General features: G+C 63.1%; 25 protein-coding genes. 8 read left to right on the top strand and 17 right to left on the bottom strand.

What is annotated here, in order from left to right; genetic code table 11:
- Positions 1–426: 426 nt before the first annotated feature.
- Positions 427–618: a YqaE/Pmp3 family membrane protein gene (locus ACV17W_RS02975; protein WP_462594973.1), complete on the top strand. Its 192-nt coding sequence runs from the start codon at positions 427–429 to the stop codon at positions 616–618.
- Between the two features lie 25 nt (positions 619–643).
- Here the strand turns inward: ACV17W_RS02975 and ACV17W_RS02970 are convergent, their stop codons facing one another.
- From ACV17W_RS02970 to ACV17W_RS02940, 7 genes are all read right to left on the bottom strand, one after another.
- Positions 644–1,153, bottom strand: coding sequence for a hypothetical protein (locus ACV17W_RS02970; RefSeq protein ID WP_462594972.1), 510 nt, complete (start codon positions 1,151–1,153; stop codon positions 644–646).
- Positions 1,154–1,289: 136 nt separating this feature from the next.
- Positions 1,290–3,698 (bottom strand): penicillin acylase family protein, encoded by a 2,409-nt coding sequence (locus ACV17W_RS02965; protein WP_462596443.1) that lies wholly within the window; start codon positions 3,696–3,698, stop codon positions 1,290–1,292.
- A gap of 191 nt (positions 3,699–3,889) precedes the next feature.
- Positions 3,890–4,642: an amino acid ABC transporter ATP-binding protein gene (locus ACV17W_RS02960; protein ID WP_462596442.1), complete on the bottom strand. Its 753-nt coding sequence runs from the start codon at positions 4,640–4,642 to the stop codon at positions 3,890–3,892.
- A gap of 106 nt (positions 4,643–4,748) precedes the next feature.
- Positions 4,749–5,402, bottom strand: a complete 654-nt coding sequence (locus tag ACV17W_RS02955; RefSeq protein ID WP_462594971.1) for an amino acid ABC transporter permease — start codon at positions 5,400–5,402, stop codon at positions 4,749–4,751.
- A 47-nt stretch (positions 5,403–5,449) separates the two neighbouring features.
- Complete coding sequence (locus ACV17W_RS02950) at positions 5,450–6,241, bottom strand: amino acid ABC transporter substrate-binding protein (protein WP_462594970.1); 792 nt, start codon at positions 6,239–6,241, stop codon at positions 5,450–5,452.
- Between the two features lie 114 nt (positions 6,242–6,355).
- Positions 6,356–6,793 carry a universal stress protein gene (locus ACV17W_RS02945; RefSeq protein WP_462594969.1) on the bottom strand — a complete coding sequence of 146 codons (438 nt, stop codon included), beginning with the start codon at positions 6,791–6,793 and terminating at the stop codon, positions 6,356–6,358.
- Between the two features lie 138 nt (positions 6,794–6,931).
- Positions 6,932–7,981, bottom strand: coding sequence for a serine hydrolase domain-containing protein (locus ACV17W_RS02940; protein ID WP_462594968.1), 1,050 nt, complete (start codon positions 7,979–7,981; stop codon positions 6,932–6,934).
- 534 nt (positions 7,982–8,515) lie between these two features.
- Here ACV17W_RS02940 and ACV17W_RS02935 point away from each other — a divergent pair.
- The 7 genes from ACV17W_RS02935 to ACV17W_RS02905 all read left to right on the top strand — a co-directional run bounded on the left by ACV17W_RS02935 (position 8,516) and on the right by ACV17W_RS02905 (position 16,436).
- Positions 8,516–10,069 carry an ABC transporter substrate-binding protein gene (locus ACV17W_RS02935; RefSeq protein ID WP_462594967.1) on the top strand — a complete coding sequence of 518 codons (1,554 nt, stop codon included), beginning with the start codon at positions 8,516–8,518 and terminating at the stop codon, positions 10,067–10,069.
- Positions 10,070–10,099: 30 nt separating this feature from the next.
- A complete protein-coding gene (locus ACV17W_RS02930; RefSeq protein ID WP_462594966.1) occupies positions 10,100–11,017 on the top strand; it encodes an ABC transporter permease in 918 nt (305 codons plus the stop codon).
- A 2-nt stretch (positions 11,018–11,019) separates the two neighbouring features.
- Positions 11,020–11,937, top strand: a complete 918-nt coding sequence (locus ACV17W_RS02925; RefSeq protein WP_462596441.1) for an ABC transporter permease — start codon at positions 11,020–11,022, stop codon at positions 11,935–11,937.
- Between the two features lie 3 nt (positions 11,938–11,940).
- Entirely contained in the window at positions 11,941–12,918 is a 978-nt protein-coding gene (locus ACV17W_RS02920) for an ABC transporter ATP-binding protein (RefSeq protein ID WP_462594965.1), read from the top strand.
- Positions 12,918–13,889, top strand: a complete 972-nt coding sequence (locus ACV17W_RS02915; RefSeq protein WP_462594964.1) for an ABC transporter ATP-binding protein — start codon at positions 12,918–12,920, stop codon at positions 13,887–13,889. The genes ACV17W_RS02920 and ACV17W_RS02915 overlap by 1 nt, the downstream gene beginning before the upstream one ends.
- The gene (locus ACV17W_RS02910; protein ID WP_462594963.1) at positions 13,886–15,280 is read left to right on the top strand and encodes a M20 family metallopeptidase; all 1,395 of its coding nucleotides are present in this window, start codon (positions 13,886–13,888) and stop codon (positions 15,278–15,280) included. Before ACV17W_RS02915 ends, ACV17W_RS02910 begins: the two co-directional genes overlap by 4 nt.
- A 418-nt stretch (positions 15,281–15,698) precedes the next feature.
- A complete protein-coding gene (locus tag ACV17W_RS02905; RefSeq protein WP_462596440.1) occupies positions 15,699–16,436 on the top strand; it encodes an IclR family transcriptional regulator in 738 nt (245 codons plus the stop codon).
- 5 nt (positions 16,437–16,441) lie between these two features.
- Here ACV17W_RS02905 and ACV17W_RS02900 read toward each other — a convergent pair whose 3' ends face one another.
- The 10 genes from ACV17W_RS02900 to ACV17W_RS02855 all read right to left on the bottom strand — a co-directional run bounded on the left by ACV17W_RS02900 (position 16,442) and on the right by ACV17W_RS02855 (position 26,006).
- Positions 16,442–17,296, bottom strand: a complete 855-nt coding sequence (locus ACV17W_RS02900; RefSeq protein WP_462594962.1) for a polysaccharide deacetylase family protein — start codon at positions 17,294–17,296, stop codon at positions 16,442–16,444.
- Positions 17,293–18,348: a TauD/TfdA family dioxygenase gene (locus tag ACV17W_RS02895; RefSeq protein ID WP_462594961.1), complete on the bottom strand. Its 1,056-nt coding sequence runs from the start codon at positions 18,346–18,348 to the stop codon at positions 17,293–17,295. The genes ACV17W_RS02900 and ACV17W_RS02895 overlap by 4 nt, the downstream gene beginning before the upstream one ends.
- The gene (locus tag ACV17W_RS02890) at positions 18,345–19,199 is read right to left on the bottom strand and encodes an ATP-binding cassette domain-containing protein (RefSeq protein WP_462594960.1); all 855 of its coding nucleotides are present in this window, start codon (positions 19,197–19,199) and stop codon (positions 18,345–18,347) included. The genes ACV17W_RS02895 and ACV17W_RS02890 overlap by 4 nt, the downstream gene beginning before the upstream one ends.
- The gene (locus tag ACV17W_RS02885; protein WP_462594959.1) at positions 19,196–20,221 is read right to left on the bottom strand and encodes an ABC transporter ATP-binding protein; all 1,026 of its coding nucleotides are present in this window, start codon (positions 20,219–20,221) and stop codon (positions 19,196–19,198) included. The genes ACV17W_RS02890 and ACV17W_RS02885 overlap by 4 nt, the downstream gene beginning before the upstream one ends.
- Before the next feature lie 7 nt (positions 20,222–20,228).
- On the bottom strand, positions 20,229–21,734 hold the full coding sequence (locus ACV17W_RS02880) for a M81 family metallopeptidase (protein WP_462594958.1): 1,506 nt from the start codon (positions 21,732–21,734) through the stop codon (positions 20,229–20,231).
- Between the two features lie 67 nt (positions 21,735–21,801).
- A complete protein-coding gene (locus tag ACV17W_RS02875; RefSeq protein ID WP_462594957.1) occupies positions 21,802–22,632 on the bottom strand; it encodes an alpha/beta fold hydrolase in 831 nt (276 codons plus the stop codon).
- Positions 22,633–22,660: 28 nt separating this feature from the next.
- Positions 22,661–23,383, bottom strand: coding sequence for an SDR family NAD(P)-dependent oxidoreductase (locus ACV17W_RS02870; RefSeq protein ID WP_462594956.1), 723 nt, complete (start codon positions 23,381–23,383; stop codon positions 22,661–22,663).
- 27 nt (positions 23,384–23,410) lie between these two features.
- A complete protein-coding gene (locus tag ACV17W_RS02865; protein WP_462594955.1) occupies positions 23,411–24,130 on the bottom strand; it encodes an SDR family oxidoreductase in 720 nt (239 codons plus the stop codon).
- A gap of 35 nt (positions 24,131–24,165) precedes the next feature.
- Positions 24,166–25,086 carry an ABC transporter permease gene (locus ACV17W_RS02860; RefSeq protein WP_462594954.1) on the bottom strand — a complete coding sequence of 307 codons (921 nt, stop codon included), beginning with the start codon at positions 25,084–25,086 and terminating at the stop codon, positions 24,166–24,168.
- On the bottom strand, positions 25,083–26,006 hold the full coding sequence (locus ACV17W_RS02855; protein ID WP_462594953.1) for an ABC transporter permease: 924 nt from the start codon (positions 26,004–26,006) through the stop codon (positions 25,083–25,085). Before ACV17W_RS02855 ends, ACV17W_RS02860 begins: the two co-directional genes overlap by 4 nt.
- Positions 26,007–26,027: the final 21 nt, after the last annotated feature.

The raw sequence follows: 26,027 nt of genomic DNA, 5'->3' as shown, positions 1-26,027 counted from the left end.
TCGCTCGCCCTCGACCTGCGTTTGCGCAATTACCCTAATACGCGGCAGCCAATCTTCCCGGCGCGGTTATCGCATGTGGGATGAACCGTTACCCGGTGGCGAACGAGCCCGCAGACCATGAAAAGCGCGAAAACGGTCGGCCGGCCAGTCTCCGGATTTGCCAGGACCCGCCGCGATGAAGGTGCCCCTCCATGCCATGGTCGGCATGGTGAACTCCCATACCGCTTGGTGCGTGATGTCATGGAGCCGCTGACGATCTGGGCGCGTTCAGTTGGCCTCGATTCAATCTTCCCCTGGTCCTCTTGCTGATAACCGACCAACATGTCTGCAAGCCACGCGAACCACCGGCGCATCTGGCGCCCGGCCCACGGACGACGCCGAACCCCGGTGTAAACTGGCCGTTTCGTACCGAAGGTGGATCGCGCCATGCGCTTGTTGATTGCCCTGCTTCTGCCCTGGTTGGGCTTTTTCACCATAGGCCGGCCCATTGCCGGCATCATCTGCCTGATTCTTCAGGTCACGCTCATCGGCTGGATCCCGGCCGCGATCTGGGCGGTCTACGCCCTGAGTCAGTACAACACCGACAAGAAGATCAAAGAGGCCATGCAGTCGCGCTGACGGCCGAGGCCGCCGCACAGGCGGCCTATTTTTCAGGCGTACCGCCCCGCCCTTCTCCGTACAGATCTTCCTTGTCTTCGATGTCGCCGAATTCGCCGTGCCGCGCATCGAGGTATCCATCGCTGCGTTCAGTCAGCGGGTCTGGCTCCACGCCATAGCCCCGGTTGAAGCCGTCTCCCTCATAATCGCCGCTGGCGGCGCCCGTCTCGTAAGGTTTCGCGTCGGCGCCCGTTCCGCTGCCGTGCGTAGTGGCGGGTGCATCCTCTCGCGAGTGCGGGGAGGTTTGCGCTGGTTTGCCCGAGTCTTGCCGCTGCTCACGCGCCTCGCGAGGGCGCCCGCCGGCGTCGCCAGCACGCCGGTCGCCCGCCAGTTCGTGCTGGTCGCTGCCCGATGGCGCGACGCCCACGCCGTTTGTGCCTTCCGCGAGGCCCCAATCGCTATGGGGCACCTGGGCGCCTTCGGACAGGGGCGATTTGCGGCGGCCGGCGGCGCCGACTTCCGGTTGGCCCGCCGGGGTGACGGAAGTCTTGGACATGGTTGTTCTCCTTGGAGCTTATGGGTTCGACAAGCCTGGTTCGCAGGCAGGCGCCAGCAAGCCGCGTACCCTGCCACCACGATCTGACGGCTCGTCGAACCCTGGCCACGGGGGCCAGGGCACCTATTACGCAGGCTCAGCGCGGCTGCAGCACCAGCGTGTCGCCCAATTCGTTTTCCACTTTTTCACGGCTGAACGCCATGGGTATGTATTTACCCGTGGCCCAGCCCTCCAGCAGATCGCGGTAATGCGGGCTGCGGGGATCGGCCGACTGCCCCGGCATGTTCTGCATGCGCGAGTTGTCCCATGCGCCCACATCGATGACCTGCCGGTACGACGCGCCGCTGATCTGGCGGAAATCCGATTTGCGGAACGTGGCGCGGTGCACCGTATCGTTGTCGCCGCTAACGGCATAGCGGGGCGTGCCCCAGGCGCGCGCCGTCTCGGGCGACAGCAATGACGCCAGCGCGTGTTCGAATTGCACGTGATGCAGGCGGCCCCATTCCCATTGACGCGAGTCGGTGCCCAGCTTGGCGGTCAGCTGTCGCATGCCGTCGGCCAATGCTGCAAGCAGCAGCGCGTCGCGCCCCTGCTCCGGTCTTGCGCCGAATGCGGCATCGGGCGCGGCGAGTTTATCGAGCACCTTGCGGGTGGACAGGTCGCCGTATACCGAGCGGCCCTGAGCGGGCACATAGAGGTCCGAAACACGCTTGACCACTTCGGGCAGCCAGAACTCGTACACGGTGGCGGCTTCGGAGTCGACTTCGGTGCGGAAGTCCCAGTCTTTCAGCAGGCGCAGAGCCTCGCCCACCACGGGATCGGTGGAGTTCAACCGTTGCGCATAGCCTGTCAGAGTGCGGGCCGGTATGGAAAGATTGTCGAACTGCAGTTGTCGCGAGGCTTCCAGGTCCAGTCCGCTGCGGTCGGCCAGCACTTCCCGGATGCGTTGCACTCTATAAGGCTCGGACCACGCCCGCGCAGCCATGTCTTTGTACGGATAGTCGTACGGCAGGTTGTACTCGTTGGCGGTGGCCACATAGCCTTCGGGCGGATTGAGGGCCTTGGGCAACGAGCTGGTGGGAAGGAAGCCGTTCCATTCGAAATCGCCGTTGCCCGGCACCGGCAGCATGCCCGACCAGTCGGCGCGCGTGCGCATCGGCGCGATGCTGCCGCCAAACCAGCCGATATTGCCATCCACGTCGGCGTACACCATGTTTTCACTCGGGGTGTAGTGTTTTTCCATGCCCGCCACAAACTGTTCCCAGTTCTGCGCCTGGTTCAGCCGCAAGCTGGCCAGGTAAGCCGCAGTACCCGGAAACTCCAGATAGGCTGCGCGCAAGGCATAGGCTTTGCGACGCGACGGATCTTCGTGGATCACCGGGCCGTGGCGCGTGAACTTCAGCTGACGCACGGCCGACGCCTGACCGCGCACGGGTATGGTCTCGTCCAGCGTGCGCATGGTTTCCCAGCCACCGCGATACCGGTACTGGTTGGGATTGGCCGGATTCGTATCGTAGACGTACAGATCTTCCTCGTCTGCGAACGAGAATATGGTCAGGCCGAATGCTATGCGGTCATTGTGCCCCATCGACACGCCGGGCAGCGCCGGCTCGCCCGCCCCGATGACATTCCAGCCCGGCGCATTCAGGTGCACCATATACCGCAGTGACGGCATGGCGATACTGCGGTGCGGGTCGCCGGCGAGTATGGGCCGGCCGGTGCTCGTGCGCTGGCCGCTGATCACCCAGTTATTGCTTTCATAGCGGGGCTCCATGGGGTCGAAGTCCGGATCGAGCTCGGCCAGCAGGTGGGAAGACAAGCTGCGCGCCAGCGCCTCGCGCTCGGCCTGGGCCAGCGGGCTGCGGGGGAAATCGCCTGCCTCGAACTTCTGCCCTTTGCGGGCAAGATCATAGTTGGCCAGCACGTCTTTGGTAATGTCCTGCACATTCCAGCCGGCGGGCACCTGCAATGCAATAGGCGGTTCATACACGCCCAGGTCCTGCACGGCGTTGATGCCCAGCGCGGCGATCTGTTGGGTGAGCTTGACTTCGCTGGCTACGTTGCGGGTCAGGCCATAGATGCGTATCAGAGAGGTCTGGGGGCTCCAGTAGCCCGGCTCGGTGCCCGTCAGCTTGAACTCGGGAGGCATGTGCTCGGGGTTGGCCTTGACCCAGTCTACATAGGCGTTGATGCCGTCCGCGAAGGCGGTCAGGATGGCCTGCCCGTCGGGATGGTAGCTGGCGAACTCGGTCTGCAGATCACCACGGTACAGGAAGAGCCGCGCGGCGCGGTCCTGCTCCACGAAGCGAGGCCCGAACTGCTCGGCCATCTTGCCCTCGCCCTGCCGCCGCCAGAGGTCCAGTTGCCACATGCGGTCGCGCGCCGCGCTGAAGCCTTGCGCGAAAAACAGGTCGTGCTGGTTCTGCGCATAGATATGCGACACGCCGTACTTATCGCGCAATATTTCGACGGGCTGTCTCAGCCCCGGCATCGATATTGTGTCTTTCTGCCCCCCGGGCGCGGCGCAACCGGCCAGCAGAGCCATTGCGCCGCACATGAGCCAGGCGGCGATCCTGCGTTGAAACGTACGCATGCCCTTCTCCTCTGTCTACCCCAAAGGCGTCAGAATTTTGCATCTGGCGCAACATTGTTAAGGTAGTCAGATCGCGGAGAAATGTTGTTTTATTTTATGAGCGCGTGCTTCGACTGTAACGGCGTATCGCGTTGCGGGCGCGTCTACAGCATCTGTCCCAGGAACTGCCGCGCGCGCGGGTGGCGCGGCGCCTCGAAGAAAGCCTTTGCGGGCGATTCTTCTACCACGCGGCCCTCGTCCATGAACACTACCCGGTGCGCCGCCTCGCGTGCAAAACCCATTTCATGCGTCACGACCAGCATGGTCATGTGTTCATCGGCCAGCTGGCGCATGGTGCGCAGCACTTCGCCCGTCAGTTCTGGGTCGAGCGCCGACGTCGGTTCGTCGAACAGCATGATGTCGGGCTCCAGCGCCAGCGCACGGGCGATCGCCACGCGCTGCTTCTGTCCGCCGGACAGGCGCGATGGATAATTGTCACGCTTGTTCAACAGGCCAACCTTGCGCAACAGGGCCTCGGCCTTGGGTATGGCCACATCGCGAGGCACGCCCTGCACCGTCACCGGCGCCTCGATGATGTTCTGCAGCACAGTCATGTGCGGGAACAGGTTGAACGACTGGAACACCATGCCCATTCGGCGACACAGGCGGCGCACGTCGGCGTCGCGCGCGTACACGCTGGGGCCGTTCGCCACGGCGGCCGCCAAGGTCTCGCCCTCGATGCGGATACTGCCTTCGTCGATGGTTTCCAGGTGGATGAGGCAGCGCAGGAACGTGCTCTTGCCCGACCCGGACGGACCGATCACCGCCACCACTTCGCCCTTGCGCAGCATGAGCGACACCTGATCGAGAACCCGGGTGGCGCCGAAGGACTTGCCGATGCCCATCGCCTCGATCATGACGGGCCGTGAATCTGCAACTGCCGCCACGGCATCGGCCGCCGCGGCATTGGCCGCCACGGCATCGGCCGGCGCGGCATCGGCCGGCGGGGGATGATGGCCGGTGCTATTGGTCGTACTTGGCATAACGTTTTTCCATGTGCTGGAACAACCAGGTGAGCATCAGCGTCATCAGCAGGTAGAATGCCGCGGCCACCAGGAACGGCGTCGTCGTGAAATCCCGCTGCACGATGCCGCGCGCCGTGCGCAGGATGTCGTTCAGCGCCAGCACGTAGATAAGCGAGGTGTCTTTGACCAGGGTGATGGTCTCGTTGCTGAGCGGCGGCAGCACCCGCTGCACCATCTGCGGCAGCACGACGCGGCGCAGCGTCTGCAGATAGCTCATGCCCAGAACCTTGCTGCCTTCATACTGGCCCCGGTCCACCGACTGGATGCCGGCCCGGAAGATTTCGGCAAAATACGCCGCATAGTTCAGGGTGAATGCCACGACGGCCGCCGGAAAATCGGGCAGGCGTACACCCACCACCGGTACGAACGGCAAGGCGAAGTAGATGAACAGCATCTGCAGCATGAGCGGCGTACCGCGCATGAGCCAGATATAGCCGTTGACCAACTGGCTCAGCAGGCGCCAATGTGAAATGCGCGCCAGCGCCAGCACCAGCCCCAGCGGTATCGCCAGGGCCAAGGTAATGAAGAACAGCGTCAGGGTGGTCTGGGCACCCTGTGCCATCGGCCCCAGCAGGGAGATGACGTAGTCCATGCGGAGATCCCGTCAGCCGGCCCCGGGGCGGTGCACCCCGGACCGACTTATTTGATGATGTCGGCGCCGAACCACTGCTGGGCGATGCGGGCTGCCGTGCCGTCCTGCTTCATGGCGTCGAGGGTCTGGTCGAGCTTGGCCAGCAGCTCGGGTTCGTCTTTGCGCAGGCCGACGCCGTAGTCTTCGGTGCCGAAGTTTTCTTCGAGCACGCGGTACTGCCCTTCCCGCTTGCTGGCCAGGTAACGACCCACCACTTCATCGACCACGACGGCGTCCAGGCGCCCCGCGGAAAGGTCCATCAGCGCCGTGACGTTGTCGCCGAACAGCTTGAGCTCCTTCAGGCTGGCGGCCACCTGCTCGTCTTTCTTGATGGCATCGATGGCACTGCTGCCATCCTGCGCGCCCATCACGCGGCCGGCGAGATCGGCCTTGTTCTGGATGGGCGACGCCTGCGCCACCAGGATGATCAGGTGGTTGGCCATATACGGCGCGGTGAATGCGATGTTCTTCTTGCGCTCTTCGGTGATGGTCAGGCCGTTCCAGAGCACGTCCACACGCTTGCCATTGAGCTCGGCTTCCTTTGCGCTCCAGTCGATGGGCTTGAACTCGACTTCGATACCCATGCGACGGCTGGCCTCGCGCGCCATGTCGATATCGAAGCCGACGAGCTGGTTGCTTTCGTCGCGGAATCCCATGGGCGGAAAGTTATCGTCCAGCCCTACGACGATTTTCTGGACGGCGCTGGGTGCGGCGGCCTGCGGTGCAGGATCGTCGCTTTGGCCGCAAGCGGCCAGCAGCGTCGTGGCGCAAGCCAGGAAGACAGCAGTGAGTTTTTTCATTTGAGATCGGGCGCTAGCTGCGCCTTGAAGAAACGACAGGCAGCCAAAAAAATGGCCGAACTGGCAATTATAGCCAGTCCGGCCGGGGTGATGCCCGCGCGCCCGGGCCGCGGCTCAGCGATAGACCAGCACGGGGATCTTGGACTTGGCCAGCACTTTCTGGGTCTGGCTGCCGAGCACCATGGCGGCCATGCCGCTGCGGCCGTGCGAACACATGGCGATCAGGTCGCAGCCGGCACGCGTGGCATATTCGACGATGGCGGCATAAGGCTGGCTCTCGTCGTGCACATGCGTGGCGCAGGCCACGCCGGCCTGGCGCGCCTGTTCGGACGCGGCATCGAGCGCAGCCTGAGCCCGCTCGCGTGACTGCTGGCGCAACTGCTGTTGCATGCCGGCCAGGCGCACACCTTCCGAGGCCGACAGATGAAAGGGCTCGAGCACGGTCAGGATGGTGACCCGGGCGTGCAGCGCCCGGGCAAGGTCGACGCCCCGTGCCAGGCCGATTTTGGATAGGTCGGAACCGTCGATGGGGATCAGGATGTGTTGGTACATAAGAGGCCCTTGGGAAATGGCGGCGAAAGCTCCGCCTGCATCCCAGGGTAGTGCCGCGGGTCCTGGCGCAAATTGACTGCGCTCAAACGCCAGCATGCCCGTCGCGAGTGGGCCCCGGCCCGCGCGGGCTGCGGCCGCTCAAGCGTCCACGGCGGCCTGTATCTTGCCGAACAACGTGTCTGCGTGCGCCGAATCCAGCCAACGCACGATCACGACCATGCGCCTCTGGGGTTCGACCCACGTGAAGGAGCTGCCGGCGCCTATGCCGAAGAAGCTGGATTCGCTGACGCTGGGGAAGATGCGGCGGCCCTCGTTCAGCCAGATCAGGAAGCCGTAGTACGGCGCAAGGTCGCATGGCGCGCGCATGGCGCGCAGCCATTCGGCCGAGACGATCTGGTGTCCGTTGGCACGGCCGTCGTCAAGCAGCATGCGGCCTATCAGGGCCTGGTCTTCGGCGCTGATGGACATGCCGCCACCCCAATGCGAGCCGCCAGGCACCGAGGGCATGAGCTCGCCATCGATCTCGACCCATGCGTTGTCATAACAGGCCCAATGCCAATCATCGCTTGCGCCGAGCGGGCGCATGATGGCGTCGCGGAAAATCTCGGGCAGCGGCTTGCGGAACAGGTGCAGCAGCGCGTACGAAAGCTGGTTGATGCGTACGTCGTTGTATTCCCAATAGGTGCCTGGCTCCTGCAGCGGCCGCGCATCGCCCTTCTTGCCTTGCGGCGGCGCACCGAACGTGACCGCGCGGTAACGGTCGACCTGGTCGGGCACGCCGAATCTTTCTCCTTCCCATTCGCTGGTCTGCTGCAGCAGATGCCTCCAGGTGATCTGGGCGTTGCGGCCCTCGTCGAACCCGATGCCCGGCACGCGGGCCCTGACGGGCTCGTCGACGTCGGGCAGCAGGCCCCGGTCATGCGCGACGCCGGCCAGCAGGGCCAGGTACATCTTCGCCACGCTGAAGGTCAGGTCGGCGCGCCGGGGCTCACCCCAGATTGCCACGGTGCGCCCATCGACCACCACCAGCCCGGTATTCGGACCGCGCCCATGTACCGGGCCGAGCAGCCGGTTCCAAGGCGGAGGATCCTGCTGGTGCACACCCCATACGCCGTCGACATCGCGGTCCCAGGAGGTTTCGTGTTCTTGGGCGAACTGGATGGCTTGCTGCATCAGAGCTTCTTGCATGCTGGTTCCTTTGGTATACCGGTGGGGCGAACACCAGGGAGCATCATACGCAAGCACCCAAGCTCGGGCAATGCGTGGCGCGTGCCTAACGCCATCGACCTTCCCCGGAACGCGCCACATATCCGCCGATCTGCAGGGTATTCCCCCATGCGTACAGCCCTGTGCGCTGATTTATAGTGCTTGGGCGCCAGACTCGATTTGGTATACCAAATGCATGACGCCGTTGTCCCGACGCCTTGGTCTGCGAGCCGCGCAGCCCGGCCGCTACAGGATTCCCCAACCCGGCGGGTTGGATGCTTTCTGGCGGATCGCCGGACCGCCTGCACGGCCCGGCGGGCCGCCGACGACTGCGGGCACGGCTGCCCGAGGCTGCATCCGGCATATTGTCGCGCCCGACCGTGGCCTGCATGAATGGCCGGGCCAGAAGGAACCTGACCTCCGCTGCGGCTGCCAGTACCGCGCCGGAACCACTAACGATTCACGCAACACCGCAGTATTCCGCTTATTGACCATCTTGGTTTACAGGAGTCTGTTATGGCTGAACGTCGCGTTAGTTTCGTTGCACCGCTGTCTTTTGGAACCCGTGCCGCGGCATTGCTGCTGGCCGGCGCCGCCATCGCCGCAGGTCCGGCCTGGGCCGGCAAGCAGGACGACACCCTGCGCATGGCCTACGACCAGGCGCCCGAAAGCGTGGACCCCTACTTCAACAACGTGCGCATAGGCGTCATCATTGCCGCCAATGTCTGGGACACGCTGCTGTACCGCGATCCGCTCACCAACGAGTACAAGGGGCAGTTGGCGAAGAGTTGGAAGCAGGTCGACGACAAGACCCTGGAATTCGAACTGCGCGAAGGCATCAAGTTTCACAACGGAGAGGACTTCGACGCCGACTCGGTGGTGTACACCCTGAACTTCGTGGCAGACCCGAAGAACAAGGCCACGACCCAGCAGAATGTTCGGTGGATCGACAAGGTAGAGAAAATCGACAAGTACAAGGTCAGGATCACCACCAAAGAACCCTTCCCGGCCGCGAAGGAATACCTGTCGACCACGGTGGCTATCCATCCCGCCAAGTACTATGCCGAGGTCGGGCCGCAGGGCATGAACGCCAAGCCGGTCGGTACGGGGCCATACAAAGTCGCCGAGTACGTGCCGGGCAAGTCGATCACGCTCGAGGCAAACAGGGAATATTTCAAGGATTCGCCCAAACAGCAGCCCAAGATCGGCAAAGTGGTGATCCGCTTCATCCCGGATCGGCAGACCCAGATGGCCGAGGTCATCTCGGGCGGTGAAGACTTCATCATGCACGTGCCGAAAGACCAGGCCGAGCAGCTCAAGACCCTTCCGCAACTGCAGGTCAAGAGCGGCAATACGATGCGTATCGTGTTCATGCAGATGAACATCCTGGACAACACGCCCGCCCCGCAACTCAAGGACGAGCGAGTGCGCAAAGCCATTCTGCACGCCATCGACCGCGAGTCCATTATCAAGAACATCGTTGGCGAAGGGTCGGAGATCCTGAATACGATCTGCACGCCATCTCAGGAAGGCTGTACCGACGAGGGTGCACCGGTATACAGGTACGACCCGGAACTGGCCAAGAAACTCCTGGCCGAGGCCGGATTTGCCAATGGCTTCGACATCGACATCGTGGCCTACCGCGAACGCAACCAGACCGAGGCCATCATCAATTATCTGCAGGCGGTCGGCATCCGCGCCAAGCTGAATTTCCTGCAGTATGCCGCCATGCGCGACATGATCCGGGCCGGCAAGGCTTCGCTGACCCACCAGACCTGGGGATCCAACCTGGTCAACGACGTGTCGGCCTCGACGCCGGTGTACTTTGCCTTCGGCAATGACGACATCACCCGCGACTCCGAGATACGCGACCTGCTCGACAAGGGAGACCGCACCATCGACAGCGCCGAGCGCAACGCGACCTACAAGCAGGCGCTGACCCTGATCGCAGAGAAGGCCTACGCGGCGCCGCTCTGGTCGCTGCCCGTGTATTACGTCGCCAGCAAAGACGTGGACTTCAAGGCGTATCCGGACGAACTGGTTCGGTTCTGGGACATGAGCTGGAAATAGGCCGGCGCCGCGGCAGCAAGGAGGACAGTGATGCTTGCATTCATGATCCGGCGGCTGGGGCTGGCCGTACTGGTGGCCCTGACCGTGTCGATCCTGGCTTTCCTGCTGCTGCATCTTTCGGGTGATCCCGCCATGGCTCTGGCCGGCGAAGGCGCGCGCCAGGCAGATATCGATATGATCCGCCAGACGTACGGCCTGGACCGGCCCATCGTCGTGCAGTACGCCGATTGGCTATGGAACATACTGAACGGCCATTTCGGCACATCGGTATATTTCAAGACCGATGCGGGGCCGCTGATTTTTTCCAAGCTGCAGACCACACTCGTGCTCGGGCTTGCGGCACTGGGGGTGGCGCTGTCGATTTCCATCCCGCTGGGTGTGCTGGCCGCGCTGTACAAAGGCAGCCTCGCCGATCGCCTTTGCCTCGCGGTCGCCGTGCTGGGGCAGGCCCTCCCGAATTTTTTCTTCGCTCTCCTGCTCATCATGCTGTTCTCGATAACCTGGCGGATATTGCCGGTATCCGGCAGCGGAACGTGGCAGCATTTCGTGATGCCCGCCATCGCGCTGGGTTATTACGTGGCGCCCGCCTTCATGCGTCTGATCCGCGCAGGCATGATCGAAGTTCTGGACGCCGACTATATACGCACGGCGCGCGCCAAGGGGCTGCCCGCCGGTTCAGTGATCTTCAAGCACGCGCTGCGCAACGCCATCGTTCCGGTGGTCGCGCTCGCCGCAGTGCAGCTGGGCTATCTGTTGGGCGGCTCGGTGGTCATCGAAACCATTTTCGCGCTGGACGGGCTGGGCTACCTGGCCTATCAGAGCATCACATTCAAAGACTATCCCGTCATGCAGCTGATCGTGCTCTTGCTGTCGGTACTGTATGTGTTGTTGACGCTGGCCGCCGATGTGGCCAACGCGTGGCTCGATCCGCGCATCCGGGTATCCTGATCATGGCCGCACCCTTGCCCCCCGTGATTGGCAACGTGCCGGCCCCCGTGCCATCCGCCGGCGTCGCGCCCTCGAGGCTGACCTGGCGCCGCCTGCGCCACAACCAGGCGCTGCTCGCGGGCGGATCGATCCTGCTGCTGATCGTGCTGGTGGCAGTGTTTGCGCCATGGCTGTCGCCCCACGACCCCTATTACCAGGACCTGACGCATCGCACCGTTCCCCCGGTCTGGGCCGAGAAAGGCACCTGGCTGCATCCGCTGGGCACCGACCAGCTGGGTCGCGACTACATGTCGCGCCTGTTCTACGGGGCACGGATTTCGCTGCTGATCGGCATCAGCGTGGCCCTGATCTCCGGGCTGATCGGTACGACGCTGGGCATGGCGGCGGGTTACTTCGGCGGACGCGTCGACATGGTTGTGTCATTTCTGATCACTACCCGCCTGTCCATGCCGGTGATACTCGTGGCGCTGGCAACCGTCGCCATCGTCGGCGGCTCGCTGTGGGTCGTGATTCTGGTGCTGGGACTGCTGAAATGGGACCGTTACGCCGTGGTCATGCGCAGCGCCACGCAACAGGTCCGATCTCTGGAGTATGTCGCCGCCGCGCAGGCGGCCGGCGCGTCCACCTGGCGCATCGTGCGCGGCGAGGTCCTTCCTAATGTGGTGCCCCACCTGATTGTGATTGCGACGCTCGAGGCCGCGAGCGCCATCCTGCTGGAAGCGGCGCTTTCCTTCCTGGGCCTGGGCGTGCAGCCGCCCCTGCCGTCCTGGGGCCTCATGATTTCCGAAGCCAAGGCGTATATGTTTTTCTCGTTCTGGCTCATCGCCATCCCGGGCAGCGCCCTGGCATTGCTGATCTTCGCCATCAACCTGGCCGGCGACGGCTTGCATCAATGGCTGACCCCAGACGACAAGGCCTGATTCATGAACCCTGACGATATCGTGCTGGATGTGCAGGACCTGAGGGTCGACATCGACACTCCGCGGGGCCCGGTCCATGCTGTGCGCGGTGTTTCATTCCAGGTGCGCCGCGGTGAAACACTGTGTCTCGTGGGCGAGTCGGGCTGCGGCAAATCCATGACCTCGCTGGCCATCATGGGCTTGCTGCCGCGCGCCGCGCGCCGCAGCACGTCCCGTCTGGCCGTCTTGGGCGAAGACCTTTCGCGCGCCGGACGGCGCCGCATCAACGCCTTGCGTGGCAACAAGATGGCCATGATTTTCCAGGAGCCCATGACAGCCCTCAACCCGGCCTATACCATCGGCGCGCAGTTGGCCGAGCATTACCGGCACCATCGTGGCGCCAGCGCGTCGCAGGCGCGCGACCGCGCCGTCGAACTGCTGGAAAAGGTCGGCATCGCGTCGGCAGGACAGCGGCTGGGCCAGTACCCCCACCAGTTGTCCGGCGGCCTGCGACAGCGCGTGATGATCGCCATGGCATTGATGTGCGGTCCGGAACTGCTGATAGCCGATGAGCCCAGCACGGCGCTGGATGTGACCATCCAGGCGCAGATCCTGCGGTTGCTGGCAGAGTTGCAGGCCGAGCTCGGCATTGCCATGGTGTTGATCACCCATGACCTGGGCGTCGTGGCGCGCATCGCCCGGCAGGTCGCCGTGATGTATGCGGGGCAGATCGTCGAACAGGCTTCGGCGGCCGAGCTGTTCACCGCGCCGCGCCATCCCTATACCGAAGGCTTGCTTGCCTGTATTCCGGTGCCGGGGCGCACCTTGCCAGGCTCGCCGCTGGGGACGATCCCCGGCGTCGTACCGCCCCTGACCGGCGAGTTGCGCGGCTGCGCATTCCGCGACCGGTGCCGTCATGCCCGGCCGGAGTGCCTGCACGACGTGCCGCTGCGGCAAACGCCACCCGGCAGACAGTGGCGCTGCGTCCTGGAGGCCGCCTGATGAACGCCCTGCTACAGGCCGAGGACGTCAGCCGCAGCTTCAATGTGAAGACTGGCATGTTCCAGCCACGCCGAACCCTGCATGCCGTCAATGGCGTGGATCTGCAAGTCGAGCGAGGCGGTGTACTGGGCGTCGTGGGTGAGTCGGGTTGCGGCAAATCGACATTGGCCCGACTGTTGCTCGGGCTTCTGCCGACCACCAGCGGCAAAGTCAGTATCGAGGGCCAGGATATTCGTGCCATGTCGCGGCGTAGTGTCGCCCGCCGGGTACAGCCGGTCTTCCAGGACCCGTATTCGTCGCTGAACCCGCGCCGCGACATTGCGTCGATCGTGTCCTTGCCGCTGGAGGTGCATGGCATCGCGAACCCGCGCCGGCACAAGGCCATCGAGATGCTGGAAAGAGTCGGCCTTCCGCCTCGCCTGGCCTCGAACACGCCGGGCCAACTGTCCGGAGGCCAGCGGCAGCGCGTGGCGATAGCACGCGCCCTGGTCATGAATCCCGAGATCGTCATCTGCGACGAGCCCACCTCCGCACTGGACGTGTCCGTACAGGCGCAGATCATGAATTTGCTCATGGCCTTGCGCCAGGAGTTCAACCTGACCTACGTCTTCATCAGCCACAACCTGGCGGTCGTCGAACATATCGCCACCCACGTCGCGGTGATGTACCTGGGGCGTGTCGTCGAATCCGCCCCCGCCGGAGAACTCTTCCGGCAGCCACGCCACCCTTACACGCAGGCCCTGCTGGCGTCGGTGCTTACCCCCGAGCCAGGGCTGGGGATTCCTGATACGGGTCTGGGCCTGTCGTTCCCCGACCCCATCAATCCTCCGCCGGGGTGTCCATTCCATCCGCGCTGCAAGCATGCCATGCCCCAATGCCGGGACGAGCGCCCCGCCCTGCTGGCGCAACAGCAGGCCCTGGTTGCCTGCCACCTTTATCCACCGTCTCCAGAAGGAAGCACCCCCACATGAGCCGCGCCGCCGCCATCGCCAGTGCCGAACAATGCTTCGATTCGGGTGCCTTCCGTGCCTTGCTCGCCCGCCGCCTGGCGCTGCCCACCGAAAGCCAGAACCCGGAACGTTCCGACGTACTGTCTGACTATCTGGAGAAAGAGATCCGTCCGGCGTTCGAAGGGATGGGCTTTGTCTGCACGACCTTGACCCATGCGCGCGCCAGCGCCCCGTTTCTCTATGCCGAACGCATTGAAGATCCGGCCCTGCCCACCGTGCTCGGCTACGGGCACGGAGACGTCATACGCGGCCTGGATCGCGAGTGGAGCGCCGGCCTTACGCCCTGGGAACTGACCGAACGCGATGGCCGCTGGTACGGGCGCGGCATTGCCGACAACAAGGGTCAGCACAGCGTCAATATCGAAGCGTTGCGCCTGGTGCTCCAAACGCGGGGGAACCTGGGCTTCAATGTGAAATACCTGGTCGAAATGGGCGAAGAGACAGGGTCCATGGGGCTGCGAGAGCTGTGCGCGGAGCATAGGGACCGCCTGTCGGCGGACCTGCTCATCGCCTCCGACGGGCCGCGATTGAGTGCGAAGCGGCCCACCGTGTTCCTGGGTGCGCGCGGCAGCCTGAACTTCGACCTCAGCATCGAGGCCCGCGATGGCGCGCACCACTCCGGCAACTGGGGCGGCCTGATCTCCAATCCCGGCATTCAGTTGGCACACGCCATTTCCACTCTGGTTTCGCCCTCGGGGCAGATCCGGGTGCCCGAATGGGTGCCGGCGCAGCTTCCTGACGCGGTGCGCCGTGCGCTCGCCGACTGCCAGGTCGACGGTGGCGCGGATGGCCCCGAAATCGAACCTGATTGGGGCGAACCCGGCCTGTCGCCCGCCGAGCGTGTGTTCGGCTGGTGTTCTTTCGAGGTGCTGGCGTACAAGACCGGAAACCCGGAAACGCCCGTCAATGCGATCCCTGCCCGCGCCTGGGCGCGATGCCAGCTTCGCTTCGTCGTGGGCGTGGATCCTGACGCCCTGCTGCCCGCGCTGCGCCGCCACCTGGACCGCCAGGGCTTTCCCATGGTGCGGATCCAGACCACGCGCGAAACCATGTTTCAGGCCACGCGCATCGACCCCGATGATCCGTGGGTGCGCTGGGCGGTCGAGTCGCTGGAAGCCACCAGCGGCAAGAAAGTGGCCATACTGCCCAATCTCGGCGGATCGCTGCCCAACGACAATTTTACGGATGTACTTGGCTTGCGGACCATCTGGGTGCCGCATTCCTATCCGGGTTGTTCACAGCACGCGCCGAACGAACACCTGCCCCCGGAACTGCTGCGCGAAGGGCTATGCCTGATGACGGGCCTGTATTGGGATCTGGGCGCCGGCGGCACCCCTGCGTTGCCACGATAGCGGGATCTGCCTCGTCGCACGCGTGCTTCCGTTCAGATGAACCCAGCCCGCGAAGGCGGCGGACTGAGTCCCCGTGCCGCGCTGACCCCATGGGTGGCCCGGCATCCCGCGCCCGTACGGCGCCTGGAGCTCCGCGTAGCGGCGGCGTGCCTCGTCCCCTCGCATTGAAACTGATCGTCTCGGTGCAGCATGCATGCAAGGAGCGGCCCCGGGCGCCCGTTGGGCTTCTGCTCGCAGCGACCCCGCTGTGCGGCCGGCTGCCTCTACGATATGCAAGCCGCCTACGGGAAAGCATGCGTGGCGGCGCACGTCCCTCATCGATTAATATTCAATACTTGTTATTTATATTCAATCACCGCTTGCGATGACGTCCGAGTTCCTTCCCGACAGTTCACCCCAGTCAGAAAACCCATTGAACGTGAAATCCCTGGGCAAGGCGTTTGCCATACTGGAAGCGTTCTCGGCAGGTGAGCGCACCATGAGTCTGAGCGAAATAAGCGCCGCCACGGGGCTGGATCGCAGTGCCGCACAGCGTTTCACCTACACCCTGAAATCCCATGGTTATCTGGAGCAGGATGCGGTCACGCGACGCTACGCATTGGGCAAGAAAGTATTGAGCTTTGCCTTCAACTTCCTGCGCGTGCATCCCCTCGTCGAGAAAGCTTCCCCGGTGATGACGGAACTGCGGCGGGCACTGGGCGAGCGGGTCGACCTGACCTTGGTCGACGGCAATGCGCTGCTGTATGTATTGCGCATGCGCACCAAGCGAGAAAGCCTGGCGCACGCACACATCGGATGCCACGTGCCCATGTATTGTTCCGCGGGCGGGCGCGCCGTGCTCGCGCGTTATCCGCAGGCACGCGCCTTGGAGATAATCGAGAGCTCGCAACTCGTGGCCTACACACCCAAGACCAAAACAAGCCCGAAGGCCATACTCAAGGAACTTGATAAAGCCCGCCGCGACGGCTACGCGTTACAGTCCGGCGAATGGAAGATCGACGAACTGGTGATCGGCGCCGCCATCACCGACCGCCATGGCGTCCCCCTGGGAGCGATACATGTGGCGGCCTCCGCAAGCGAATGGGCGGAAGCCGACTTCATCAGGCATGTCGTGCCGCAACTGCTTGCCGTATCGAATGATCTCAGCGGGCAATAACCCGGTCAGGGATAAGGCGTCAAATCGCCCCGCTGTACCCGGGCCTTGAATTCCAGCGCTGCCTGCTCCATGGTCAGGAAAGTGGCTTCCTGGGCGATGAGCCCCTCTATCAGGCCTTCCAGCACCAGCATGCGGTGGCCCCGGCCAGTGACGTACGGATGGAAAGTGTAGGTCAGTACGCCCCAGGATTCGACGCGACGCATGTATTGGAAATCGGCGAGCCAGTTCTCCAGCACCAGTCTGCCGTTCGACAGCCCCTGAAGGATGTGATTCTGCGTGCGCAGGAATTCGAAATGAGGGTAATCGTCCAGCGACCACGAGATCGGCATTTCCACCAACGCAGTGTGCCTGCCGAACGTGGGGGCCTCCGTCTGCGAGATTTGATCGCCCTTCCGGACAAAATAAGGACAGTGATCATTTCCCATCAGGCTGCTTTCGTAGAGGAACTGGTGTTCAAGCAGCAATTCCACTGTTCGATCGCTGATATCCCAGGCCGGTGACCGGTACCCTGCGGCGGTGCGGCCGCTGATGCGGCGTATGGCTTCATTGGCTCGAGCCATTTCCTCTGCTTCGACGTCCGGTGCAAGGTCCGCTGGCGGCCGGTGCGTCCAGCCGTGATGGCCGATTTCGTGGCCATGCGCCACGATGTCATGGCACAAGTCAGGGTAGGCCTGGATCACCATGCCCGGGACGAACCACGTGCTCTGGATGCCGTGCCGCTTCAGCAGCTCGAGTATGCGGCGTACACCCACCACACCGAACTCTCCGCGCGAGATGGGAGTCGGCGTGGTGAGGCCACGGGCGACAAAGCCCGACCAGGCGTCGAAATCGAAAGTCAGGCATGCAATGTGCCGCTTCATGACGCACTTGCTTGCGCGACACCTACATCATGCACGGCGCCCGTGACGTAGCCGCCTTTCACGCCGGGAGCCAGCGGGCGACCGGGCTCGCACTTGAGCCACAGCCGCAGCATGAGGCGCTTCCGGGTGTAATCGTCCGGATCCTGCCATCCGCTGCGGCAATGCAAAACGGTGTAGTTGTTGAGCAACTGCAGGTCTCCGGTCTGCAACGACATGCTATAGGCCAGATCCGGATGCGTCGCCAGGCGGATGACGGTATCAATGGCGTGCTGTTCCGCTGCGGACAGCGGGCGCCCCAGCTTCTGGGCCGCGGCCTCGACAGTCTTCGAATTGAATATGCAGCTGAGGTGACCTTCAAAGTAGCTGAAGGCCGGTATCTTGTGAGGTGTCAGCTCTTCGCCCGGCCTGACGGACTGCTTGCGCAGGTCATGGTAGAAGCCTTCGTAAAGCGTATCGAGGACCTCGGGATGATCGGACAGGATCTTGTTGTAGATCGCGGTCGAACTCACAATCTGGCTCACGCCACCTCCATCCTCGGCGGGCCGGATGCACAGTAGCGCCACCAGATCGGACGGGTCGCAGTGCGGCCTTTGTTCTGCGCTGGTCGCTGATCCATGGACGTTGAGCTGCGTGTAGTCCATGCCCTGGTTGAGGATATGCGCAATGAGGTTGTCGCGATATCCGCCCACATTGACCTGTGCGTGCTGTTTCATCGCGCGTCCCAGGTACAGCGTGACACCCCAGAGCAGGATGCCGGCCTTTTCCTCGTCCTGAGGGTCAAACGGCAGGCCTCGAAGCAGGACGGCACCACGCCCATCCTGCAACGCACTCAGTACTGCGTCAAGAAGCGGCTGCACTGAAGGCAGCGGGAAGTCATTGCGCGTGAATTCGGCGGCACGCAGTCCGCGTTCCCTGATGCGGTCCGCAGCATCGGAAAGTTCCGCTGCCTGGCTCGGCGTCAGCTCGATGATCCAGGACGTGTCCCGCACCAGATCCGCACGACGCCATACGCTGGCGTCGCTCACGGGTTCCAGAAGTTTTTCAGCGCTCATGTTGCCCTCGGCGATTCGTTCGGAGTGGATTCGATCACTGCATGCTCCGTCCGCGCCCTGGCCCCGATCGTGGGGTCGGGTGGAAGTACGGAATCGAGCAGCATGCGGGTGTAGGCTTGCTCGGGCCGCGCAAATACCTGCGCCGTCGGCCCGGCTTCAACGATCTTGCCCTTGTGCATTACGCACACTTGGGTGGACATATGTTCAACTACCGCGAGATTGTGACTGATCAATACGTAATTCAGGTTGAAATCGCGCCGCAAGTCGATCAACAAGTTGAGAACCTGTGACTGCACCGACACGTCGAGTGCCGATGTGGGTTCGTCGCAAATCAACAACCGGGGGCGAACCATTAACGCCCTGGCGATCGCCACCCGCTGACGTTGGCCACCGGACAATTGGGCGGGGTAGCTTTGTGCGTACCGGCGCGCCAGTCCGACGGCGTCCATCGCATCGGAGACGCGCGCACGGCGCTCGCTGGCGTCACCGATGCCGTGCACGGTCAGCGGCAGCATCAGCGACTGCTCGATAGTCGCGCGCGGGTTGAGCGACGCGTATGGGTCCTGGAACACTGGCTGCACGAGTCTCGCGATCTGCTTGCGCGCCAGGTGCGCGATCGGCTGACCGTCCAGGCGGATGGACCCGCTGGTGGGTTCGAGCAATCCCAGCATCATGAGGGCGAGCGTCGACTTTCCGCATCCTGATTCCCCCACGATGGCAAGCACCTCATCGTCGTCCACGCGAAGACTGACTTCATCGACCGCCCGATGCGTCCAGCCCCGGCGGAACATGCTGCTGCCTGACACAAAACTTCGCGTCAGTTTGTCTGTTTCCAGTATGGGCGGCTTCATGACGACGCCTCCGCGGCAATATGGTCCGGAGCCACCACACACCGGTAATCATGCCCGCCCTGTCCGGAGTGCCTGAGGGCTACTGGCAGGCGGCACTCGGGCATGGCAAACCGGCAGCGGTTGCGAAAGGCGCAACCCTCGAATTCCGCGGTAAGACTCGGCACCTGTCCGGGTATGTGACCCAGATGCTCCCCCGGCCTGACCTTTCCGGGTATCGGAATGCAGTCCAGCAAGCCCTGGGTATATGGATGCAGTGCTGATTGGAAAACCGCGTGAGCCGGTCCGGACTCGACGATCTCGCCGGCGTACATGATCGCCACCTCATCCGCGACCCTGGCCACCACGCCCAGGTCGTGCGTGATGAGAAGAATGGCCATGCCGAACTCGCTCTGCAAGTCATTCAAGAGCGTCAGGGTCTGGGCTTGAACCGTCACGTCCAGCGCCGTAGTGGGTTCGTCGGCAATAATGAGCTTCGGCGAACACATCAACGCCATTGCAATCATCACCCTCTGCCGCAGTCCGCCTGATAACTGGTGCGGATACTGCCGCAGGCGTGCTTCAGGAGACGGGATCTTCACCTTCTCCATCAGATAAAGAGCGCGTTCGCGCGCTTGCGCCCTGTCCCCTTTCCCGTGCCTGACATAGCCCTCGAGCAGTTGACGCTCGATAGTGAGAGATGGATTCAGCGACGTCATGGGCTCCTGAAAGATCATCGCGACCTCGTTGCCGCGCATTGCGCTCATGTCGTTCTCGGGAAGCCCAAGCATGTTGCGGCCGTCGAAGCTCAGGAGGCTCGCCCTGCGCTGCGCGTTCCGGGGCAGCAGCCCCATCAGCGCAAGTGACGTCATCGACTTGCCGCAGCCCGATTCGCCGACCAGGCATAAAGTCCGGCCGGCACGAATGTCAAACGAGATACCGCGCACGGCCCGCACGGTTCCGTGTGCCGTAGCGATATCCACTTCCAGGTCCCTGACCGAGATCAGGGGGGAATCCGCGGGCCTGCCCGAATGCCTCTCGTTCATCTCGCTCTCACAATTCGACAGGACTGCGGGGCATGATGCGCTGCGGCGTCCAGACGGTATCGGCATCCAACGGATAGACCGGCCGCTGTAACGCTTCGAAGCGAAACTGATCGTAGTTCGAACTCGTGACGCCGATCCCGTCGCATTCAATGACAGCCCGCGCGAGCGGCAGAAACCCCGCGCGATAATGCATCCGGGATTTCAGCAGGATGTAGCGCTTCGACGTCGGCTCGATACCGACAGAACGCAGGCACCCAAGGTCCCATGGCTCGTGGTTGCGTTCGCACACCACGATCTCGGCCTTGTCGGTTTCCAATACAGCGGTGCGGCCCATGGACGCCTTCATCCCCGTCATCATGGGGCCGCGTACGATGAAATGCCCGTCGGTAATGGCCTTGACGCGGCCCGTTATCGGCAGGGGCTGGCCTGGCAGGCCGATCTGATGCATATCGAGCTTGCCGCCGAGTGCCAGGGTCACTTCATGCCCTACCCCGGCCGCGATCATCCTTTGCACCGACTCCGGATCGCAGATCGCAAAGACCGCAACGTCCTCCAGGCCTTGTCGCATGGCTTCCTTGAATACGGCCATCGTGTCCTGCGTGCCGCCGGACGAACAATTGTCGGCATGGTCGATCAACAAGACCGGCCCTTCAGTCATGCGGCTTGCGCGCGCTATCGAGCTCTCCAGCGGTTCCGGACGGTAGACGAAGTCGGCGCGACGTTCCCACGCGAGCGCGAGTATTTCATCGACGACCGCCCGCGCGTGTTCTGCGTTTCCGTCGGTAATGCAGCACGCAGAAAAGCAGGGCCGAGGGATGTCGGCCATCGAAAATCCGCTGAATACCGAAGCGTCGAGTGCTCCTGCCCGCACGGCTTCGGGCAGCTTGGCGATCAGGCTGCGGAACGGCTCGGATTCAGTCTCCATGCATAACGTGTGAATCAGCGCCGGCATCTGGCTCCACGCCATGACGGGGCGGATTCTCCCCGCCATGGTGTCGATGAGCATGCGCCCGGCTCGCATGCCTGTGGCTCGAATATCCACGTGCGGATAGGTCCGATAGCCGGAGATGACCGTACAGTTCTCGACGAGCTCCCGGGTGACGTTGGCATGCATGTCAAGGGAAACAGCGATCGGAACCTCGGGAGCAATGGCGCGTATACGCCGCAGCAACGCGCCTTCGGCATCGTGTTCGCTGGGGGTGACCATGGCGCCGTGCAGGTCCAGCATGACAGCATCGCAACCGCCCGCCACTGCGGCGCAGATCCGCTCGGCGACATGGTCGAATACCTCGTCCGGCACCAGTCCGCTGGGACGCGAATCGGCGACGATCGGCGTATCGATCTCAATTGCGTGTTCCTTGCAAAGATCGATGTAGGCGCCGATGGCCGTATTCGTGCCGCGCATCGCTTCGAGCGCTGCGCGGCCGTAGTAAGGCCCCTGCGGTCCGAAGCGGGACAGGGGCGTAGGCACAGGTGAAAAAGTATTCGTCTCGTGTTTGAACAGCGCCAGCACAGCTTTTTTCATTTCACAGGCTCCGTCGCGGTGGGCCGGACCTTGGCCCTGCGCGACATGGTGGCTTTCAGGCGTGAAGGTGGCGGTCAGCGGCAGGGAATCGTCGCGACAGAAATGACAAGGCGTCAGCCACGCACATGTCTGCGACAAAATCGCTGATGTTGTGCGGCATGCCGGAATAAGTCAGCATTTCGACGTCGCGGATGTTCTTACGCATCACGTCGTAGGTGCTCGCGGTCCCCACCGTTTCGGCTCCCGGTCGCACCACCAGCGTCGGGCATTGCACCCGGGTCAGTTCGCTGCCCCAGTCCAGCGGCGATGCGAACTCGAGCCATCGGCAGATGAAGTCCTGGTCGTTCTTGATGGCTTCCTGCAAGAACCATTCAACCAGCCTGGGATCTGCGCAATCTGCACGGAACCGGTCCGCGATGGTGACCCGCAGGAAATGCTCGAGCCCTTCTTCCTGGATTCGGGGAATCCACGTATTGGTCTTGCTTTCGGCGAGGCCGGGGGTTGACCCGAACAGCATGAGGCTTTTCACGCGGGCGGGCTCGTACATTGCCAGATACTGCGCTACGTAGCCGCCCGATGAATTCCCCAATACATGCACCGCGCCCAGATCCAGCGCATCGAACACTTCCACTGCATCCTTCAGCAGGCGGTCCATGCTCAATTCGAGATGGGCGGCCGGGACATCGGATGCGCCGTGGCCACGCAGATCGACCCGAACGACACGAAATTTTCGGCTCAACGCGGGAACCCATGAATAGAAGCGCTCGGCGCTGCCCATCATGGAATGCAACATGAAGATTGTGTCCGGCTTCGTCCACGGATCGGTGAAGTCGTCGATGTAATAGGCGAGCTTGACGCCGTCGCTGGCAGTCACGAAATCAGGCATGGGGGAACTCCTTGGAAGTAGCTGGTGGTTATTCGGAAGGCTGGCGTCCGACGGACAAGCCCCCGCATACGAACAGAAGCTGACCGGTGATGTACCCGGCGTGCTCGCTGAGAAAGAACGAGACCGCATCGGCGACTTCCTCCGGCTTTCCCATGCGGCGCATGGGTATGGACGCATTGGTACGTCTGGTCAGTGCGGCATCCTGATCGCTATAACGTCGATAAAGCTCTGTGTCGACCACACCTGGCGCCACGCCGTTGACCGTGATCCCCAACTCGGCAAACTCCAGCGCCCAAGCCCGGGTCAGGACATTGAGTCCCCCTTTGGTGGCGTTGTAGGACAGCCGGTGCTCCTTGCCATAGGCGCTGCGGCTGCCGATATTGACAATGCGGCCGAAACCCGCTTCGCGCATCGCTGGAAGGGCCGCCTGTGCACATAGGACGGGGCACTTCAAATTCACAGCGGTCGTCGCAGCGAGATTGCTCAGGCCGTCCTCTTCGATCGGCATGGCTTCGCAGTGAGCCGCATTATTGACCAGGCGGGTCAGGCGGAAGTCGCTTGCAATCCGCTGAAGCGCCGCGCGGGTTGCGTCCGTGTCGCGCAGGTCGACCTGCACGGCGGTCGCCGCACATGTCTCGGGCACGTCGTTCTGATCCAAAACAACCACCGTCTGGCCATCCGCGATGAGCCGGTTGACGATCGCCAGCCCGATACCGTTCGCACCACCTGTCACAAGAGTCGCTTGTTGCATGAGTCGTCCTATTGGATTGATCCGGCGTCAGGAAGGCTGTACGCCCAGGGTCTGGCCGCCGCAGATCATCAAGATCTGCCCCGTGACGAAGCTGGCTTCCTTGTCGAGGAAATATGCAGCCCCGTGCGCGATTTCCTCTGGCGTACCGAAACGTGCCATCGGAACAGAGCGCAGGTTGCGCTCTGTCTGCGGGTGGCCGGCCGGATTCCCCAGACGGAACAATTCGGTTTCGATCGGGCCTGGCCCTATCGCGTTAGCCGTGATGCCTTCTCGGGCAAACTCCAGCGCCCAGGTCCGGGTCATGGCCAGCAGGCCGCCTTTTGTCATCCCGTACACGGTGCGCGTCGCCCGGCCGGTGACGGTCCGGCTGCATATGTTCAGAATGCGTCCGAACTTCGCGCGCCGCATCGCCGGCAGCGCCGCGTTCACGCACAGCATCGCGGCGCCCAGATTTACCGCGATGCCCTTGTCCATGTCTTCGACGGTTGTCTCTTCGAATGGCTTGGCCAGCACCACCGCGGCGTTGTTGACCACACGCAGGACTGAGTACTTGGCCGTGATTTCGCTCAGCACATTCCGGGTGGCGTCATGGTCTGCCAGATCCACCTGGTAGAAGTGCTCGTCCCCGCCCTCGGACGGCGGACGGATATCAAGGTTCAGCACGGTCTCGCCCTGCCCTTGCAACCGTCGCAGAATTGCTTTGCCGATGCCGTTGCTGGCGCCCGTGATCAAGGTGGCTGTTGTCATCTTTGCCAAATCCGTTTCCGAAGGGTTGTCATCGGTCAGCGCGTACTGCGACGCGCCGACATGTCGCGCAAACTGTCGCCCACCAGGCTGATCGCCATGATGAGCGTGAAAAGGCAGATGCCGGGAATGGCGATGACCCAAGGCTTGAACAGCATCTGGGCTTTGCCTTCGGAGATCATCAGACCCCACGATGCCAAGGGCGGCTGAACACCCAGGCCCAGGAAGGACAATGCCGACTCGAGCAAGATGGCGTGCGCCATTTCGATGGTCGCCACGACCAGCAGCAGGTGCCGGATATTGGGCAGGATCTGGGTGATGATCGTGCGGAAGTGTGAGCAACCGGCAGCACGCGCGGCCACCACGTACTCCAGGCCGCGCAACTCCTGTACGGCGCTGCGAGTCACCACCGCGAATCTGTCCCAGAGCAGACAGCCGAGCACCAGAATGACCACATTGAGCGAGCTGCCCATGATGGACGCGACGACGGCTGCGACCAGGGCGACGGGCATGCTCAGTCGGGTCGTGACAACAAAATTGATCAGCATGTCGGCTCGCCCGCCAAAGTAGCCGCCTATGACCCCCAGCGTGACGCCGATGACGCCCGAAAGAACCATCGTCAGCGCCCCGATCAGCAACGAGATGCGTGCCCCATACATGAGGCGGCTGAGGTAATCCCGCCCATGGCCGTCGGTACCCAGGACGTGCGCCCAGCTCCCCTCCGCATGCCAAACGGGCGGAACGAAACGTTGGCTCAGGTCGCCCTCGTAAGGGCCATAGGGCGCGATGAGCGGCGCGAGCAGCGCAACTGCGACAACGACCAGCAGCAGCACGCCTCCGACTACCATCGCCGGATTACGCAACGCTCCGCGCCACGGACTCGGAACAGCCACGGGAAGTGCGATGGTTTCCTCGGCCGCGGGCACCAGTGCCGCCGGTGTAGTAGACAGGCTGCTCATTGCATCCCCGTGCGCAGTCTTGGGTTCAAGATCGCGTTAAGCACATCGGCCATAAAGGTCAACAGAATGTAGACAGCGGAAGCCACCAGAACGACGGCCTGCATGACCTCGAAGTCGGAGCGCTGTATGGCCTGCCAGGCCAGCAAGCCTATGCCATTGAGTGAAAAGATCGCCTCTACGATGATCGAGCCGCCCAGCAGGAATCCAAACTGCACGGCGGCCAACGCGACTACCGGAATGACCGCGTTGCGAAGCGCATGACCGAAAACAATGGCGGGCATGCGCAGGCCCTTTGCCCTGGCCGTGCGGATGTAATCAGACGCCATCGCGTCGATGATTCCCGCGCGCGTCAGGCGCATCAGCGCCGGCGTAATGTAGTAGCCAAGCACGGCGGCCGGCATGATGAAATGCGCGAACGTCTCGCTGCCACTGATCGGCAGCAACTGCCAATACAGTCCGATGTACACAATCATGATCAGCGATAACCAGAACGTCGGCATGGCCTGTCCCACGACAGAAACCGCCAGCACGATCCGATCGACGACCGAATGCGGGCGCAATCCGGCCGCCACACCCAGAGGAAGCGCAAGCGCCAGCGCGAACACGAGCGACAGTGAACCCAACTTGACGGTCACAGGCAGGCGCTCCGCGATGATTGCCGAAACCTCGGCATTCAAGTGGTGCGACCTGCCGAGGTCACCGCGGACGGCGTTCGTGATCCAGTCCCAATAGGCCAACACTGCCGGCCTGTCGAGCTGATACTGCACCCTCACCCGCTCGACGTCCGCGGCCGAGGCGCCTTCGCCGGCAAGGGCCACCGCGGGGTCCCCGGACATGCGCAGGAGCGAAAACGTCACGAGGGAGACGGTGATCGCGACCAGCACCGAGACGAAGAGCCGTCTGATGACAAAGTTGAGCATTGCTGTTCCTGCTACCCGGGC

This window comes from Bordetella sp. MIP270_01_BMS (genome assembly GCF_054958705.1).
This window is presented reverse-complemented; position numbering and strand designations above follow the sequence as displayed.